The following is a 16825-nucleotide window of genomic DNA, read 5'->3' on the forward strand; positions in this document are numbered from 1 at the left end:
ATGCTGCAGGAGAAGGAGAGAGTTCACATGTACAACAGTCAGGGCGCGGTATTATGGTTCACCGGCTTGTCGGGCGCCGGCAAGACGACGACGGCGGCCGCCGTCGAACGGCAATTGCGCGAGCGCGGGCGGCGGGTCGAGCTGCTGGACGGCGACGAGCTGCGGGCCGGAATCTGCAAGGGACTCGGCTTCAGCATGGAGGACCGGTTCGAGAACGTGACGCGCATCGCCTACGTCGCGAACCTGCTGGCGCGCAACGGCGTCGACGTGCTGGTATCGGCCATCAGCCCGTACCGGGCCATGCGGGATTACGCGAGAGAGCGCATACCGGGCTTCGTCGAGATCTACGTCGATTGCCCGCTGCACGTCTGCGAGCAGCGGGACGTGAAAGGGCTCTACGCCAAAGCCCGCGCCGGCGAAATCGGCCGCTTCACGGGCATATCCGATCCGTACGAAGCGCCGCAGGACCCGCAGCTTACGTTGAACACGGCGAGCGTGCCGCTCGAGGAGAACGTCCGCACCGTGCTGGCGTACCTCGACCGAAAGCACCGTTTCCAGCCTCCGGCCGGGAAGGAAGTGATCTAGGATGAAGATCATCCTCGTCTCCCTCGACACGCTGAGGGCGTCGCGGCTAAGCGGGTACGGCTACGGCAAGCGGACCAGTCCGCATCTGGACGCGATCGCGCGGGACGGCGTCCTGTTCGAGCGGGCCTACGCGGCGGACATTCCGACGGAGGTGGCCCATACGGGCGTGTTCACGGGCAAGATCGGCCTGACGACCGGCGTGATCTCGCACGGCTCCGACCTGACCCATCTGCCGAAGTCGGTGGAGTGGCTGCCGAACCTGCTGCGCGCCGCCGGCTTCACGACCGGGGCGGTCGACAATCTGTATCAGCTGAAGGAATGGTTCGCCCGCGGCTACAACCATTACATCAATTCGGTCGGCGGCAACCGCTGGATCGACGGAATGAAAGTCAACGAGCTCGCGATGCCGTGGCTGGAGCAGCACAAGGACGAATCCTTCTTCCTGTTCCTGCACTACTGGGACGCGCACACGCCGTATTTGCCGCCGGCGTCGTACGTGCCGGAATTTTACGAGGCCGGGCGGGATCCGTACGATCCGTCGAACGCGAGCATGGAGCCGGCCTACAACCATGCGGCGTACCCGTTCTTCAAGCACCACCATTACGATTTGGTCGGCAACGTCACGGACACCGCGTACTACGACGCGCTGTACGACGCCGAAATCCGGTATTTGGACGATCGCTTGAAGGAACTCGACGACCATTTGGCGAAGCTAGGCATACGGGAAGACACGCTCCTCGTGCTGTTCGGCGACCACGGCGAAAGCTTGACGGAGCACGATATCTATTGGGACCATTGCGGCCTGTACGAGCCGACGGTCCACGTGCCGGTCATTCTGCGCTGGCCGGGGCGGATCGCGCCGGGCCGCCGGGTGCCTGGCCTCGTGCAGCAGGCGGATCTGCTGCCGACCCTGCTCGAGGCGGTCCGCCGGGAATCGCCGGCGGGCATCGACGCGGCACGGCTCGCGGATCCCGAAGGCCTCGACGGGCGCAGCCTGTGGCCGGCCATCGAGGGCCGCGCGGCGGGCACGCGCGAGACGATCTATCTCAGCGAATGCGCTTGGCAGGCGGCCCGCGGCATCCGCAACGACCGCTACAAGTTCATCGCGACGTACGACGCGGGGCCGTTCCGCCGGCCGCCGTGCGAGCTGTACGACCTGCAGGAGGATCCGCACGAGACCGCGAACCTGGCGGACGCGCGGCCCGATATCGCGGACGCCCTCGAGAGCCAACTGAACGCGTTCGTCGCGAAGAAGCTTGCCGGGCGGCCCGATCCGATGACGGAGCAGCTCGAGCGCCGCGGGCTGCCGTTCCGCCGGCGCATCGAGCAGATCTTGAACGGCGCCGGCATGACGTGGGACGCATGGCGGCGCAATCCGGACCGCGCGCTGTTCGACCGCGCGGCCGCCGGGAAGCAGCACCGGTAAACCGACCGTACGGGCAGACCGTGCAGGACAGACTGAGCGTAAGGGTGGGTCACGCATGAGAGAAGCGATCCTGAGCAGCAACCACTACATGAAGTCGGAGTTTCCGTTCTGGATCACGCGCACGGTCCAAGGCAGCATCGACGAGCACGGCCACGAGTTCGTCGAGCTGGTCTTCGTCGTGCGCGGCAACGGCCGGCATTTGTTCCAAGGCTCGCGTTACGACATCCAGGCCGGGGACGTGTTCATCATCAACCCGGGGGAGACGCACGCGTACGCGGTCGAGCCCGGGGAGCAGATGGAGATCATCAACTGCCTGTTCATGCCGTCCTTCATTCCGGACGCGCTCTTGACCGAGCTTGAAATCACGAATTCGATGGACTACTTCTACGTGCATCCGTTCCTGACGCACGACGTGCGGTTCAACCACCGCGTGAACCTGAACGGCCAGGAAGCGTCGCACGTGCTAGCGCTGCTCGAAGGCATGATCCGCGAGATGAACGGCCGCCCGTCCGGGCACAAGACGATCATCCGGCTGCGGCTGATCGAGCTGCTCGTGCTGCTCTCCCGGTATTATTCGCTACTGCAGCAGCAGCGCGCGCATCCGTCGCCCCGCCAGCTGGAGCGGGAGATGACCGCCAAGCGGATCCACGGCTACCTGGAACGCAATTACGAGAAGAAGATCACGCTCCAGTCGCTGGCCTCGCTGTTCAACGCGAGCATCCGGCAGCTGAACCGGCTCATGCGCGAGGAATACGACCGCAGCGTCTTCGAGGTGCTGCACGAGATCCGCATCGAACGGGCGAAGCATCTCCTGCTCGAGACGGACGAGAAGGTCATCGTCGTGGCGACGATGGTCGGCTACGAGGACCAATCGTTCTTCAACCGGCTGTTCGCGCGCCACGTCGGCTGCTCGCCGAGCCATTACCGCTCGACGGGTTGAGAAGAAAGGAGCTGCTTCGCGTGAACGACCGCAAGCCGAATATTTTGCTGATCACGGCCGATCAGCTGCGTTACGATTGCCTCGGCAGCAGCGGCCGCTATCCCGTCCGTACGCCCCGTCTCGACCGGCTTGCCGAACAGAGCTTCCTGTTCGCGCAGGCCTATTCCCATATCCCGGTCTGCGGGCCGGCCAGGCAGTCGATGCTGCACGGCCGGCGGCCGGAGACGTTCGGCGCGCTGTGGAATTACGACGCGTTCCTGCCGGTCGGCTGCCTGCAGCCGGAGCAGTTCACGTGGACGAAGGCGCTCCGGGAGGCCGGGTACGCGACCGCGTTCCTCGGCAAATGGGGCGTCAATCCCGATCGCGATCCGACGGCGTTCGGCTACGATGCCTACGTCGGCGAGCACGAGTATGCCGATTTCCGCAAGGGCAAGTACCCGGACGTGACGTACGCCAACGGATTCTTGGGCGAGACGAACCCGATTCCGGTCGAGGACGCCGGGACGCATTGGTTCGCCGCGCGGGCGATCGAAACGATGGAGCGGCTCGGCGCGGAGGATAAGCCGTGGCATCTGGCGCTGCATTTCGCGGAGCCGCATCTGCCCTGCCGGCCGTCGGGCCGCTTCGCCGACCTGTACGATCCGGCGGAGGTGCCGGAATGGGACGGCTTCCGCGAGACGTTCGCCGGCAAGCCGTACATTCAGCGGCAGCAGCCGTACAGCTGGGGCTTGCAGGATTACGAATGGCGGGATTGGGCGCCGATCGTCGCCCGGTATTACGGAATCATCAGCCAGCTCGACGAGGCGGTCGGCCGGGTGCTGGACGCGCTCGAGCGGTCCGGCGCCGCGAACGACACGGTCGTGATCTTCACCGCGGATCACGGCGACATGTGCGGCTCGCACCGGATGATCGACAAGCATTACATTCTGTACGACGACGTCGTCCGCGTGCCGCTCATGATCCGCCTTCCGGGCGCGGAGCGGACGGGGACGCGAAGCGGCGCATTCGCGTACAACCTGCTCGACCTGGCGCCGACGGTGCTCGAGCTGGCGGGCGTCGAGGCGACGCCGGACCGCCCGTTCCAGGGGAGGTCGCTCGCGCCGCTGCTGGCATCGCCGGACGGCTCGCCGCCCGCCGGGTGGCGCGACGCCGTCGTAGCGTCGTACAACGGGCAGCAGTTCGGTTTGTATACGCAGCGCATGATCCGGACGCCGTCCTGGAAATACGTCTGGAACTTGACCGACGTGGACGAACTGTACGACCTGGAGCGCGACGGGGCGGAGCTCGTCAACCTGATCGCGGAGGAGGCGCACCGCGGACTCGTCGCGGAGCTGCGCAAGCGGCTGTACGAGCAGCTGCGCGCCGACGAGGACCCGGCGGTCGCGAATATGTGGACCCGCCGGCAGCTGCTGGACGGGGCGATCGCGGACGGTCGGACGTGAAGCCCGAGCCGGGGACCGTTCCTTGCGGACGGTCTTTTTCGTTGGCGGCGCGGTTCGGCGTAGCTTTTTCCGGGCGTTGCTTATATAATGGACTCACACTATTCATGTCAGCTTAAGTGACATGATCGAGGAGGCCAAGCATGTTCAAGCAGCTCTGGACAAGCCGCAAATCATGGTCCGGGTACGTCGCCGTCGTCCTGGCGCTGCACGCGCTGGGTCTTGCCGCCCTCGCGTACGCCGCGCGGGTAGACGCCGCGTTCTGGAGCCTCGGCCTGCTGGCGTACGCGCTCGGCATGCGCCACGCCTTCGACGCGGACCATATCGCCGCCATCGACAACACGGTGCGCAAGCTCGTGCAGGAGCGGCGAAGCCCGCTCGGCGTCGGCTTTTATTTCTCGCTCGGGCATTCGTCGGTCGTGTTCCTCATGGTGCTCGCCGTGGCGTGTTCGGTCAAATGGATCCAAACGAACCTGCCCGCGCTGCAGGATGCCGGCGGCCTCATCGGCACCTCGGTCTCCGGCATCTTCCTCCTGCTGATCGGCATGTTGAACTTCATGATCCTGCTCAACCTGTACGGAATCTTCCGCCGCATGCGCGCCGGCGGCCAGAGCGGCGAGGAGCTGGAGCGGCTGCTGGAGTCGCGCGGCCTGTTCGCCCGGCTGTTCCGGCCGCTGTTTCGCCTGATCGGCCGCAGCTGGCACGCATACCCGCTCGGCTTTCTGTTCGGCCTCGGCTTCGACACGGCGACGGAGGTCGGCCTGATGGCGCTCTCCGCCGGCGCCGCGAAAAGCTCGGCATCGGTGCTCGGCATCCTGGCGCTGCCGGTGCTGTTCGCCGCGGGCATGAGCCTGCTCGACACGGCCGACGGCATGTTCATGGCGAAGGCCTATCGCTGGGCGTTTAACACGCCGCTGCGCAAAATCTATTACAACGTCACGGTGACGGCCGTGTCGGTCGTATCCGCGCTGCTGATCGGCGGGGTGGAAATCCTGCAAATCCTGTCGGAGCGGCTGCGGCTCCAAGGACCGTTCGCGGCTTGGGTGAACGGCATCGAGCTGGGCGATCTCGGCTATGTCCTCGTCGGCCTGTTCGCGCTGGCTTGGCTCGTGTCGGCCGCTGTCTGGAAGGCGAAGAAGTTCGAGGAACGGACCGATTTCGCCGGCTGACGGCCTTCGCCGCTTGGCAGGCATCCGATGCGCCTGCTATAATGATGGGAAATAATCGAGGTGATCGCATGGCCAAGAAAGACAAATATCGCCCGGCCTCCGCGCAATCGAACGCGCAGGCGAAGGAAGAGAAGGCGGCGACGCTGAAGGACCTGCTTCGTCCCGACGTGCTCGACAAGCTGAAGGCGACGGCGCAGGACTTGAAATCCGCGGAAGAGAAGCGGCAGGAAGACCTCCGGAAACAGCAGGAGGAAGCCCGCAAAGCGGAGCAGAAGCGGCTCGACAACGATTTCGAATACTTGCTGAACAACAGCAAAATGGACTGGCGGTCGAACAAAGGCTGAGCGCCGGCCGTCCGGGATTAATCCCTTTCCGTTTAGGCGGAAAGGGATTTCTTCGTTTTTTTGTGAAAGCGCCTTTCCGTTTTATCCAATCACTGGAAGACCTCTTGCATAATCTAGTAGCGTAAGGAGGTGATAACTATGCCTGCCAGACTGCTAGATTCCAAAACGTCCCAGAATGCCAGCTACGCCAACTCGATCTCCATCCCGATCTCGGTCATCAACACTCCGAACCTGGTCGCGCAGCAAACGCTGGATCTTTCGGGCGGCACGGCTACGCTGACGCGCGTCGAATTCGCGGGCGTTATCGCGATTCAGCTGCCGCTGCTCCCGGTCGCGACGAACGTGACGGTGTTCGTAACGAGAGGACTGACCGCCGGGGATTTGAACGTGTTCTCCGCTTCGACCAACCTGAACCTCAGCCTGCTCGGCCCGCAGCTCATCTCGTTCTCCGGCTCGGACTTCAACGCGCCGAACATCGCCAACGTGGCGTATTCCGTCTTCGTTCAAGTCACGGCGCTCGGCACGTTCCGCGTCGGCCCGGAAAGCTTCAACTTCACGGGCTATTCCGACTGACGAAGCGGCTTTTTACCTGGACTTGCAAGTTCAATGCCGTATCGTGCTATAATAACCTTAACTTAACCGTATCGGAGGTATCCATTTAGCCATCATGTGGACCTAATTCCCTGTCGTTCATGATTTTCGAATAGAACGGTCAGAGAGGCTTTGCCCGGCGCGAAGCGGAATGGGTTACGTGTGTCTAACTGGAATGACTCCTGCGGGAAGCACGCTTATTTTGGCGTTCCGCTGATCTGGCGGTCGCCGCATGCCGGCTTTTGTTCGGCGCGGCGTTTCCGTACGGTCATTCTTATTCGGACGCATCCGATTTCGACGACAGCAGCCGCGGGCAGGAGCCCCGCGGCTTTTTTTTTGCGCCGCCGGCCCGCTCAGCCGCGACTTCGAAACTCATCGCCCACGCCAGCCATTCGACTAACCAAACGGAGCGGTGATGCGCAATGACATTGATGACGATACGCGAATTACGAAAGCATTTCGGCGACAAGGCCGTCCTGGACCGCGTGAGCGCGGATATCGCGAAAGGGGAACGGATCGGCTTCGTCGGGATGAACGGGGCCGGGAAGACGACGCTCGCGAACCTGATCTTCGGCGCGCTGCGGCCGGACGGCGGCAAGCTGACCCATCACGCGCCCGGTCTGCGCATCGGGTATTTGCGCCAGTCGACCTCGTTCACGGTTCACGCGTTCGGCGGTTTGACGGACGAGACGGAAGCAGCCCCGGAGAACCGGCGGTTTCTGGAGGTGTCGAGCCGGCTTGGCCTGAAGAACGTGAAGGACTGGGGCGCCGGCCGGCTCGAAGGCTTGAGCGGCGGCGAGAAGACGAAGCTGGCGCTCGCGGAGATCTGGTCGACGAAGCCGGATATCCTGCTGCTCGACGAGCCGACGAACCATTTGGATTTCCAAGGCGTCGATTGGCTGATCGGCGAGCTCCGGACGTTCGCGGGCGCAACGATCGTCATCTCGCACGACCGGTATTTCCTCGACGCGACGGTCGACCGGATCATCGAGCTGCAAGACGGCGAGTCTGCCGAATATCCCGGCAATTATACGTTTTACCGGGAGGAGAAGGCGCGCCGCGCGGCGAGCCGGCTGCACCGCTACGAGGAGCAACGGAAGCAGGAGCGCAAGATCGAAGCGGAAATCGCGCGGCTCAAGAACTGGTCCGCCAAGGCGCACCGGGATTCCGCCAAGACGGCCGCGGCCCGGGGCGGCTTCAAGGAGTTCTACCGGTGGCAAAGCGAAGCGCATGGACCAACAGATCAAGTCGCGGCTGCATCGGCTGGAGAAGATCGAACGCGAGGGCGTCAAGAAGCCGAAGGAAGAAGCGACGGTCGCCTTCGGCTGGGACGATCCCGCCAAGCGCGGCCGCCGAATCATCGAGGCTTCCCGCATCGGCAAGCGGTTCGGCGAGCGGCAACTGTTCGCGGACAGCTCCTTCTACGTCCGGCGCGGCGAGAAGATCGGCCTGATCGGGCCGAACGGCGCGGGCAAGACGACGCTGATCGACATGCTGCTCGGCCGCGCGTCCGTCGACGAGGGCCGTCTGTGGGTCACGCCCACGGCCCGCATCGCCTACCTGACGCAGGACGTGAACGACCTCGATGGCAGCCGCACGGTGCTCGAGCTGCTCGGAGATGCCTTCGCGCTTCGGACCGAGGTCGGCAAAGCAAGAACGCTGCTTGCCAACATGGGCTTCGACGAAGCGATGCTGACCAAGCCGATGCATCAGCTAAGCCTGGGCGAGCGGACGCGGATCAAGCTGGCGCAGCTCATCCTGCAGGAACAGGACGTGCTCGTGCTCGACGAGCCGACGAACCATCTGGACCTGGCGAGCCGCGAGCGGCTCGAGGATACGCTCGGCACTTACGCGGGTACGCTGATTATCGTGTCCCACGACCGTTACTTGATCGAGAAGCTTTGCGGCAAGCTGCTGGTCATCGAGGACGGCGCCGTCCGGAGGCGGGAGAGCGGGTACCGGGCGTATGCGGAGCGCCGAACGGACAGGGACGCGGACGCTCGTCCGCAAGCCGTCGGCGAACGCGGGTCGCGCGAGGATGAGCAAGCCCGGAAGGCGTCCAAGCAGGCGGAGGAGCGGCGGCGGGAGGAGGAGCTGCTGCTGGTCACGACGCGCATCTCGTATTTGCTGGGGGAGATCGGCAAGCTGAAGCCGGCGGACGCCGACTACGCCAAGCTGGACGCGGAGCTCGCCGAGCAGATCGCCAAGAAGCGGGAGCTGGGCCGGACCTGAACCTTTCGGACCTGAACCTTTCCCGCGGCGGCCAGCGTATGGAGCCCTAGAGGAGGCGGTGCGTTTGAAACTGTATTTTCGCGATAACTTCTTCAACGCCGGCGTGACGGAAATCATGAACGGCGCGGGCGAGCGGGCGGGGGAGGTCGACCTGCGCAGCCTGCTCGGCTCCGGGCTCGACGTCTACGGCGCGGACGGTTCGTTGGCGCACAGCGGCGGATTCCCGCTGCTGTCGGGCAAGTGGGGCGTATCCGGCCCTTCGGGCGAGAGCGTCGGCCAGCTGCGGGCGCGCATGTCGTTCCTGACGAAGCGCTTCGAATACGAGGCATACGGCCGGGGGGTATACGAGATCGAAGCGGGCGCGTTCTCGCAGGAGTACCGGATCGCGGACGAGAGCGGGAATCCGGCCGCGGAATTTGTCAAGGTCAGCGGCTTCTTCGAAGCGTCGGCCTACGCCCTCGCAACGTACGACGACGCCGTCGGAGCGTACGAATGGGTCGCGGTCATCCTCGGCATGCACGAAATCCAGAAACGCAGAAGGAACGCCCAGAATACGATGTAGTAACCGTTTGCAACCGTGCATGTGACCGTATTCATCGCCGCATACTAAGGGGCATGAAACGCCGAACCGGCCAGCATTCGGCGATCCAACGGGACGGTGATGGGCATGCAGGCAGAAGCGATGTTCGAATGGGATATTTATTTCATGGCCGGCGTCGGTTCGTCGCGGACGATCTTCGCGGAATGCGTGAAGGACTTGCAGCGTCGTTACGCGGAATCCGGGAAAATCCCGCGCATCCGCGAGCTGTATCCGTACGGCGACCATACGCAAAATTTTTACCGCCAGCTGCTGAAAGTCCGCGGCGATCTGTCGCGGCTCGGCAAGTCGGTGCAGATCGGGGCCAGGGCGGTGGCCGATCAGGTGCGCCAGCTGTCGTCCGGGCGTCCCGTCCTGTTCATCGGGCACAGCGGCGGCGGGGTCGCCGCCTACCAGACGGCGGTGCTGCTCAGCCGGGACGGCACGATTCCGGATTGGCGCGTCGTGCAGGTCGGCTCGCCCCGGCTGCCGATCCGGAAGGAGCATGCCGGCAAGGTGCATTACGTCGTCGCGGTCAACGAGAAGGGCGAATGCGCCGATTTCATTACGCGCATCGGCAGCTGGGGAGGATTCAGCCGCAGCCGGTACGGCTTACCGTACTGGAACCGCCGCAAATACGCGCCGATGCATATCCTGCCGATCGCGACGATCGGCGGCCATCAGCATTACTTTCGCAAGGAAGCACCGTTCGTGCATCCGGAACGGGGCTCGAATCTGCGCATGATTACCGACATGATTTGGGAGCGCGTCGCGCGCGAGCTGGAATTCACGGCGAACCTGCTGTGAGCGGGCCGCGGCTTGCTGTGCTTCGCGGGGCGGCGCGGGAAGGGAAGATTACGGCATGTGGATCGCGCAGCCATTGTACAGCCGGTACGCGGCCGCCATCGCGGCTTTGCCGCCGCGCGAAAGCTACGAACCCGGCGACCTGCTCGTGCCGGAGCTCCTCGTCGCCCGGGAAGGGCCGATCGAGGTGTACTACGCGCCGCATAACGAGATCGTCAATCCGCAGGCGCGCGTCATGATCGTCGGCATCACGCCGGGTTGGCGGCAGATGGAAATCGCGATCAGAACGGCGAAACGGGCGATCGCGGAAGGCGATTCGCCGGAAGCGGCATGCAGGAAAGCGAAGCGGGCGGCGCGGTTCGCCGGCCCGATGCGCGACAACCTGCTGGGCATGCTGGACGAGCTGAGGCTGTCCGCGCATGCCGGGCTCCCCGACGCCCGAAGCCTGTTCGAGGAAGACGACTCGCTGCTGCATACGACGTCGCTGCTGCGGTATCCGGCATTCGTCGGCGGCCGCAATTACGACGGCCACCGGCCCGGCTTATCTCGGTGCGAGCCGCTGCGGCGAATGGCGAAAGAAGCGATGTCGAGCGAGCTTGGGCTGTTCGACGGTCCGCCTTTGATCGTCCCGCTCGGCCGGACGGTGGAAGAGATGTTCAGGCGGCTGGCGGACGAACGCCGGATCGACGAACGCCGCGTGCTGTGGGGATTCCCGCATCCGTCCGGCGCGAACGGGCATCGGCGGCTGCAATTCGAACGCGGAAGAGAAGAGCTGGAGCGCCGGATCGCGGCCTTCTTCGAAACACGCGCGAAGTAGACGCGAGGCCTGGCTTCGAAACGGGAAGCCGGGCCGCTCGGCGTCGCCGCCGCGAAAAAAATGTTCATGACCCTCTTGATATACTCTAGGGGGGTATTGTATGATAAAAGCAAAGGAGGCGGGACGATGGAACAAACCGATCCTAACGACCTTGGGGAACACTGCCATACGGGCGGCGCGGAGCGGAAGAGCCATCATTCCGACAAGGCGAAGAGCAATTTGACTTCCCGCCTGAACCGCATCGAGGGCCAAATCCGCGGGCTGAAGGGCATGATCGAGCGGGACACCTATTGCGACGACGTGCTGAACCAGATCGCGGCGGTCCAGTCGGCCTTGAACAGCGTGGGGAAGCTGCTGCTGGAGCATCACTTGAACAGCTGCGTCATCGAGCGCATTCAGGAAGGCGATCACGACGTCGTCAAGGAACTCATGAGCACGATGAATAAATTAATCAAATAAGCGAGGAGCGATTATCCATGCAATCCGTTACGTTGAAAGTCGAAGGCATGTCCTGCAATCACTGCGTGCAAGCCGTGGAAGGCGCGGTGGCGAAAGCCGGCGCCGCCGGGAAGGTCGATCTGGCTTCCGGTTCCGTCGCCGTCGAATACGACGACGCCAAAGTGTCGCTGGCCGCGATCAAGGAAGCGATCGAAGACCAAGGCTACGACGTCGCGAAGTAACGGGGCTGCCGGGCGGCCCCTTCCCGCGCCGGTTCCGGCGCCCCTTTTTTGGCTTCAAATATACCCCCAGAGGGTATTGTGATGAAGAATGGCGCAAGGAACGATGGATACGCAAATTAGACAAGAAGTCGCAATAGCGAGGTGAACGATTATGGAAGAACAGTCGGCCGATCAGCGGCAGACCACGCTGCAAATCGCGGGCATGACGTGCGCGGCCTGCGCGAACCGGATCGAGAAGGGCCTCGGCAAGCTCGAGGGCGTGGACCGCGCGAACGTGAATTTCGCGCTGGAGCAGGCTTCGGTGACCTTCGATCCGAGCAAGGTGGCCGTAGCCGATATGGAGAAGCGCATCGCGAGCCTGGGGTACGGCACCGTGAAGGAAGAAGCCGATTTCCGGCTGGAGGGCATGACGTGCGCGGCCTGCGCGAACCGGATCGAGAAGGGGCTGAGCCGGCTTCCGGGCGTATCCGGCGCCTCGGTCAACTTCGCGCTGGAAACGGCGCACGTGACGTACAACGGCGCCGAAGTGTCGGTGCCGGACATGATCCGCAAAGTGGAGCAGCTCGGCTATCGGGCGATCCGCAAGGAAGAAGCCGGGACCGGCGACGATCGCAAGCGGCGCGAGCTTCGGAGCAAACAGGCGCGGCTGATCGTATCGGCTGTCCTGTCGCTTCCGCTGCTGTGGGCCATGGTCGGCCATTTCTCGTTCGCGTCGTGGATCTACCTGCCCGCGTTCCTCATGAATCCGTGGGTGCAGCTCGGGCTGGCAACGCCCGTGCAGCTCGCGATCGGGGCGCCGTTCTATGCCGGGGCGTACAAGGCGCTCCGCAACCGAAGCGCCAATATGGACGTACTCGTCGCGCTCGGCACGTCCGCCGCGTACTTCTATAGCCTGTATCTCACGCTGGAATGGGCCGCCGCGCCGCATGCCATGCATGCGCCGGAGCTGTATTTCGAGACGAGCGCCATTCTGATCACGTTGATCCTGCTCGGCAAATGGTTCGAGACGCTCGCCAAAGGACGGACGTCCGAAGCCATCAAGAAGCTGATGGGCTTGCAGGCCAAGACGGCGCTCGTCGTCCGGGACGGCCGGGAAATGGCCGTTCCCTTGGAGGACGTCGTCGCCGGCGATGTCGTGCTCGTCAAGCCGGGCGAGAAGATTCCGGTCGACGGCGTGGTGCTTGAAGGCCGGTCCGCGGTCGACGAATCGATGCTGACCGGCGAGAGCCTGCCCGTGGAGAAGGAGCCGGGCGACGGCGTCTTCGGCGCGACGGTGAACCGCTACGGCGCGCTGCGAATGAAGGCGTTGAAGGTCGGAAAGGATACCGCGCTCGCCCGCATCATCAAGGCAGTCGAAGACGCGCAAGGCTCGAAAGCGCCGATCCAGCGCGTCGCGGACGCGATCTCCGGCATCTTCGTGCCCATCGTCGTCGGCCTTGCCGCGCTGACCTTTTTGATCTGGGAGTTCCTCGTCGCCCCGGGCGATTTCGCTTCGGCGCTGGAGAAGGCGATCGCGGTGCTGGTCATCGCCTGCCCGTGCGCCCTCGGCCTCGCCACCCCGACGTCCATCATGGCCGGATCGGGACGGGCGGCCGAGTTCGGCATCCTGTTCAAGGGCGGCGAGCATTTGGAGGCCATGCAGGGCGTGCAGGTCATCGTGCTCGACAAGACGGGCACGGTGACGAAAGGAAAGCCGGAGCTGACCGATGTCCTGATCGAGGGAATGGCGGAAGCCGAAGCGCTCCGGTACGTCGGCGCGGCCGAACGCGCGTCGGAGCATCCGCTCGCGGAGGCGATCGTGGCGGGCATCGAAGCGAGAGGCGTCCCGCTGGCCTCGGCGGAGCGGTTCGAGGCCGTCCCGGGCTACGGCGTCCGCGCCGTCGTCGAAGGCAAGCCGGTGCTCGTCGGTACCCGCAAGCTGCTTGAGCGCGAAGGCGTCGGCTACGCGCAGGCCGAACCGGCCATGGAGCGGTACGAGACGGAAGGCAAGACGGCGATGCTCGTCGCGATCGGAGGCGAATATGCCGGCCTTATCGCGGTCGCCGACACGATCAAGGAGTCGTCGGCCGCGGCGGTCGCGCGGCTGAAGGACATGGGGCTCGACGTAATCATGATGACCGGCGATAACCGGCGGACGGCGGAAGCGATCGCGCGGCAGGCCGGGATCGGCGAGGTGCTCGCCGAAGTGCTGCCGGAGGGCAAAGCCGCGGCGGTCAAGCGGCTGCAGGCGCAGGGCAAGAAGGTCGCCATGGCGGGCGACGGCGTCAACGACGCCCCCGCGCTCGCGACCGCGGACGTGGGGATCGCCATCGGCACGGGTGCGGACATCGCCATCGAAGCCGCGGACGTGACGTTGATGCGCGGCGAGCTGACGAGCATCGCGGACGCGATCGCGATGAGCCGCAAGACGATGGCCAACATTCGGCAAAACCTGTTCTGGGCGCTCGGCTACAACACGCTCGGCATTCCGATCGCCGCGATCGGGCTGCTGGCCCCGTGGGTCGCGGGCGCGGCGATGGCGCTGAGCTCGGTGTCGGTCGTGCTGAACGCGCTGCGGCTGCAGCGGGCGAAGCCGTGACCGGATGCGCCGCATGCCGCGGCGCGAGGCCGCCTGCAGCCCGAACTCGCCGAACGGAGCTTTCCGAAGCGCACGAACGTCAATCGTAATGCGAGAAGCAAAGGAGCTGTAACCGATGAAGAAAAATGCCATGCTGCTGTCCGCCGCCGCCGCGCTGATGCTGGCCTTGAGCGCCTGCGGAAACGATTCGGCGAGCAAGAACGCGAGCATGAACGCGCATGACGGCATGACCGACGCGGAAATGGGAGCCATGAATCATGCAAGCCCGGGCGAGATTCCGGCAGGTCTGAAGCCGGCGGGCCATCCGGCCTTCAAGGTCGGGGACAAGGCGACGCTGCTCGCCGATCACATGCCCGGCATGAAGGGAGCGGCGGCCACGATCGCCGGCGCTTACGAGACGACCGCGTACGCCGTGTCGTATGCGCCGACGACGGGCGGCGCGAAAGTAAGCGGCCATAAGTGGGTCGTCCAGGAGGAAATCAAAGACGCCGGGGACAAGCCGTACAAGCCCGGGGACGAGGTCGTCTTGGAGGCCGGCCATATGAAGGGCATGAAAGGCGCGACGGCCACGATCGACACGGCCGAGCGGACGACGGTCTATAGCGTCGATTATGATCCGACGACCGGCGGAGCCCGGGTGACCGATCATCGCTGGGTGACGGAGAGCGAGCTCGAAGCGCCGAAATAAAGCACGAAGCCTGAAGAGAAGATTAAATGGAATCGTGAAGGAGTCGCTGACGGAAATCCGGCATGAAATCGTGCATGAAACCGTGAATGAAACCGTGAACGAAGTAAAGAAATGGATCGTGAATGTAACTCAATGACAAAACGGCCTGATAACCACATACGGACGGCCGCGGAAAATCCGATCGGGGATTTCCCGCGGCCGTTTTTTTGTCCCGTCGGAAGGCAACGCGCTCGCGAACGTCGCCGCGCAAGTTAAAATTCGTTAAAGCTTGCATGACATTTTCGTAACGGCAAAGGGAAAAGGGCGGCGCGAATCGAAACACGAGAAAGGCGAATTCGGCGAGCGGCGGGTTCGCGCCGTATCCGCGCCGAAGCCGGCGGCTGCACGGATCCCGATTAACGAAAAACGCCGCGACCGAAAAAATGAGCGCGCCGGGTGAACATTTGGATCATATGAAAGCGCTGTCAATAATGCTAGGATAAGAACGAGGCAAAGGTTGCCAAATAACGACGATACAGGGAGGATTCCAAGGATGAGAAAGACGTGGATAACCGCCGTCGCGGTCCTGCTGATCATCTCGGCCGTGCTCGCGGGCTGCTCGCAGCGTTCCGGCAGCGGCAACGGCGCGAACGGCGCGAACGATTCGGGCTCCGGCACGAACGACTCCGGCACCGCCGCGAACGACGGCGGCAACGCGCCGAAGACCGACGACTCGGCCGAGCCGGCCAAGACGGACGGCGGGGAGAAAGTCCGCCTGACGGTGTACAGCACGATCGGCGAGCTGAAGAACCAGGACATGATGAAGTCGATCGCCGCCGATTTCACGAAGGAAAACCCGAACATCCAGGTCGAATTCCAATTTCCCGGCGCGGAGTACGAGAACATCCTGAAGGTCAAAATGGCGGCGAACGACCTGCCGGACGTCTTCGACACGCACGGCTGGGCGGTCATCCGTTACGGCAACTACCTGGCGGATATGAAAGACGAGCCGTGGGCGGCCAACTTGACGGATACGATCAAGCCGGTCGTCACCGACAAGAACGGCAAAGTCGAAGCGCTGGTGCTGAGCGAGGCGAAGGACGGCATCTCCTACAACGCCGGCCTGCTCGAGCAGTACGGCATCAAGCCGCCGACGACGTTCGCGGAGCTGATGGACGCCGCCGAGAAGCTGAAGACGGAGAGCAAGGGAGCGGTGACGCCGTTCTTCATGTCCGGCATCGACAACGGCATGATCGGCGGGTTCCTCGACCTGTACGCGACCTCCCAGTACATCAGCCCGTCGACGAACGACGCGGCGACGCTGCTCGACGGCTCGTTCGACTGGAAGAAGTGGACGCCGCTCGCGCAGAAGCTGCTCGACATGCAGAAGAAGGGCTACATCAACAAGGACGTGCTCACCGCGAAATACACGGACATGCCGCAGCGCTTCGCGCAGGGCAAGGTGGCGTTCGTGTTCGGCGCGCCGTCGTTCGCGGACGAAGTGTACAAAGTGAACAAGGACGTCAAGATCGGCATCATGCCGCTCACGACGATGGTGGACGGCGATTCGCCGACGTTCTCCGGCGGCGAGCGTTACACGATGGGCGCATGGAAAGACGGCAAGCACCTGGCGGAATCGAAGAAGCTGATCGAATTCTTCGCGCGGCCGGAGAACATGTCCAAGATCGCCAACGCGACGAAGCTGCCGCCGGGGCTGAAGGACATCCCGTCGGAACACGAATTCACGACCTACTACGAGCAGTTCAAGGACGTGCGCGTCTTCCCGTACTTCGACCGCGTCTATCTCCCGAACGGCATGTGGGACGTCATGTGCAAGACCGGCACGGCGCTCGTCGCCGGGGACGTCTCGCCGGCGCAGTTCGCCGACAAGATGAAGCAGGAATACGACCGGCTGCGCAATCAATAACGGCAATCCGGGGCAGGGCGCGAAGAATCGCGCCCTGCCCGCAATCACG

General features: G+C 64.0%; 16 protein-coding genes and 1 pseudogene. All 17 read left to right on the forward strand.

Annotation, left to right across the window (positions count from 1 at the left end; translation table 11 throughout):
* The 17 genes and pseudogenes from cysC to BMZ79_RS02470 all read left to right on the forward strand — a co-directional run bounded on the left by cysC (window position 1) and on the right by BMZ79_RS02470 (window position 16776).
* Window positions 1-585 (forward strand): adenylyl-sulfate kinase, encoded by a 585-nt coding sequence (gene cysC / locus BMZ79_RS02395; RefSeq protein WP_090636211.1) that lies wholly within the window; start codon window positions 1-3, stop codon window positions 583-585.
* Between the two features lies 1 nt (window position 586).
* Complete coding sequence (locus BMZ79_RS02400) at window positions 587-2011, forward strand: sulfatase family protein (RefSeq protein ID WP_090636213.1); 1425 nt, start codon at window positions 587-589, stop codon at window positions 2009-2011.
* Window positions 2012-2066: 55 nt separating this feature from the next.
* Complete coding sequence (locus BMZ79_RS02405; RefSeq protein WP_090636215.1) at window positions 2067-2951, forward strand: AraC family transcriptional regulator; 885 nt, start codon at window positions 2067-2069, stop codon at window positions 2949-2951.
* Between the two features lie 20 nt (window positions 2952-2971).
* Window positions 2972-4393 (forward strand): sulfatase family protein, encoded by a 1422-nt coding sequence (locus BMZ79_RS02410; RefSeq protein WP_143088868.1) that lies wholly within the window; start codon window positions 2972-2974, stop codon window positions 4391-4393.
* 140 nt (window positions 4394-4533) lie between these two features.
* Window positions 4534-5559: a HoxN/HupN/NixA family nickel/cobalt transporter gene (locus tag BMZ79_RS02415; protein WP_090636218.1), complete on the forward strand. Its 1026-nt coding sequence runs from the start codon at window positions 4534-4536 to the stop codon at window positions 5557-5559.
* Window positions 5560-5627: 68 nt separating this feature from the next.
* Window positions 5628-5903 (forward strand): YqkE family protein, encoded by a 276-nt coding sequence (locus tag BMZ79_RS02420; RefSeq protein WP_090636220.1) that lies wholly within the window; start codon window positions 5628-5630, stop codon window positions 5901-5903.
* 138 nt (window positions 5904-6041) lie between these two features.
* Entirely contained in the window at window positions 6042-6476 is a 435-nt protein-coding gene (locus BMZ79_RS02425) for a hypothetical protein (protein WP_090636221.1), read from the forward strand.
* A 548-nt stretch (window positions 6477-7024) separates the two neighbouring features.
* Window positions 7025-7600: pseudogene (locus BMZ79_RS34965) on the forward strand (ATP-binding cassette domain-containing protein); the annotation flags it as partial.
* 124 nt (window positions 7601-7724) lie between these two features.
* Window positions 7725-8726, forward strand: a complete 1002-nt coding sequence (locus BMZ79_RS34970) for an ATP-binding cassette domain-containing protein (protein ID WP_256252515.1) — start codon at window positions 7725-7727, stop codon at window positions 8724-8726.
* Between the two features lie 64 nt (window positions 8727-8790).
* Window positions 8791-9288 (forward strand): hypothetical protein, encoded by a 498-nt coding sequence (locus BMZ79_RS02435; protein ID WP_090636223.1) that lies wholly within the window; start codon window positions 8791-8793, stop codon window positions 9286-9288.
* A 99-nt stretch (window positions 9289-9387) separates the two neighbouring features.
* Complete coding sequence (locus BMZ79_RS02440; protein ID WP_090636224.1) at window positions 9388-10110, forward strand: alpha/beta hydrolase family protein; 723 nt, start codon at window positions 9388-9390, stop codon at window positions 10108-10110.
* A gap of 55 nt (window positions 10111-10165) precedes the next feature.
* Complete coding sequence (locus BMZ79_RS02445) at window positions 10166-10924, forward strand: hypothetical protein (protein WP_256252516.1); 759 nt, start codon at window positions 10166-10168, stop codon at window positions 10922-10924.
* 126 nt (window positions 10925-11050) lie between these two features.
* Window positions 11051-11383: a metal-sensitive transcriptional regulator gene (locus BMZ79_RS02450; protein ID WP_090636226.1), complete on the forward strand. Its 333-nt coding sequence runs from the start codon at window positions 11051-11053 to the stop codon at window positions 11381-11383.
* 17 nt (window positions 11384-11400) lie between these two features.
* Window positions 11401-11604, forward strand: coding sequence for a copper ion binding protein (locus tag BMZ79_RS02455; RefSeq protein ID WP_090636228.1), 204 nt, complete (start codon window positions 11401-11403; stop codon window positions 11602-11604).
* Between the two features lie 151 nt (window positions 11605-11755).
* Window positions 11756-14182 carry a heavy metal translocating P-type ATPase gene (locus tag BMZ79_RS02460; protein WP_090636230.1) on the forward strand — a complete coding sequence of 809 codons (2427 nt, stop codon included), beginning with the start codon at window positions 11756-11758 and terminating at the stop codon, window positions 14180-14182.
* Window positions 14183-14297: 115 nt separating this feature from the next.
* Window positions 14298-14870, forward strand: a complete 573-nt coding sequence (locus BMZ79_RS02465) for a YdhK family protein (RefSeq protein ID WP_090636231.1) — start codon at window positions 14298-14300, stop codon at window positions 14868-14870.
* A gap of 532 nt (window positions 14871-15402) precedes the next feature.
* Window positions 15403-16776 carry an ABC transporter substrate-binding protein gene (locus BMZ79_RS02470; RefSeq protein WP_090636232.1) on the forward strand — a complete coding sequence of 458 codons (1374 nt, stop codon included), beginning with the start codon at window positions 15403-15405 and terminating at the stop codon, window positions 16774-16776.
* Window positions 16777-16825 lie beyond the last annotated feature (49 nt).

This window comes from Paenibacillus sp. UNC496MF (genome assembly GCF_900113915.1).
GTDB lineage: Bacteria > Bacillota > Bacilli > Paenibacillales > Paenibacillaceae > Paenibacillus_Z > Paenibacillus_Z artemisiicola.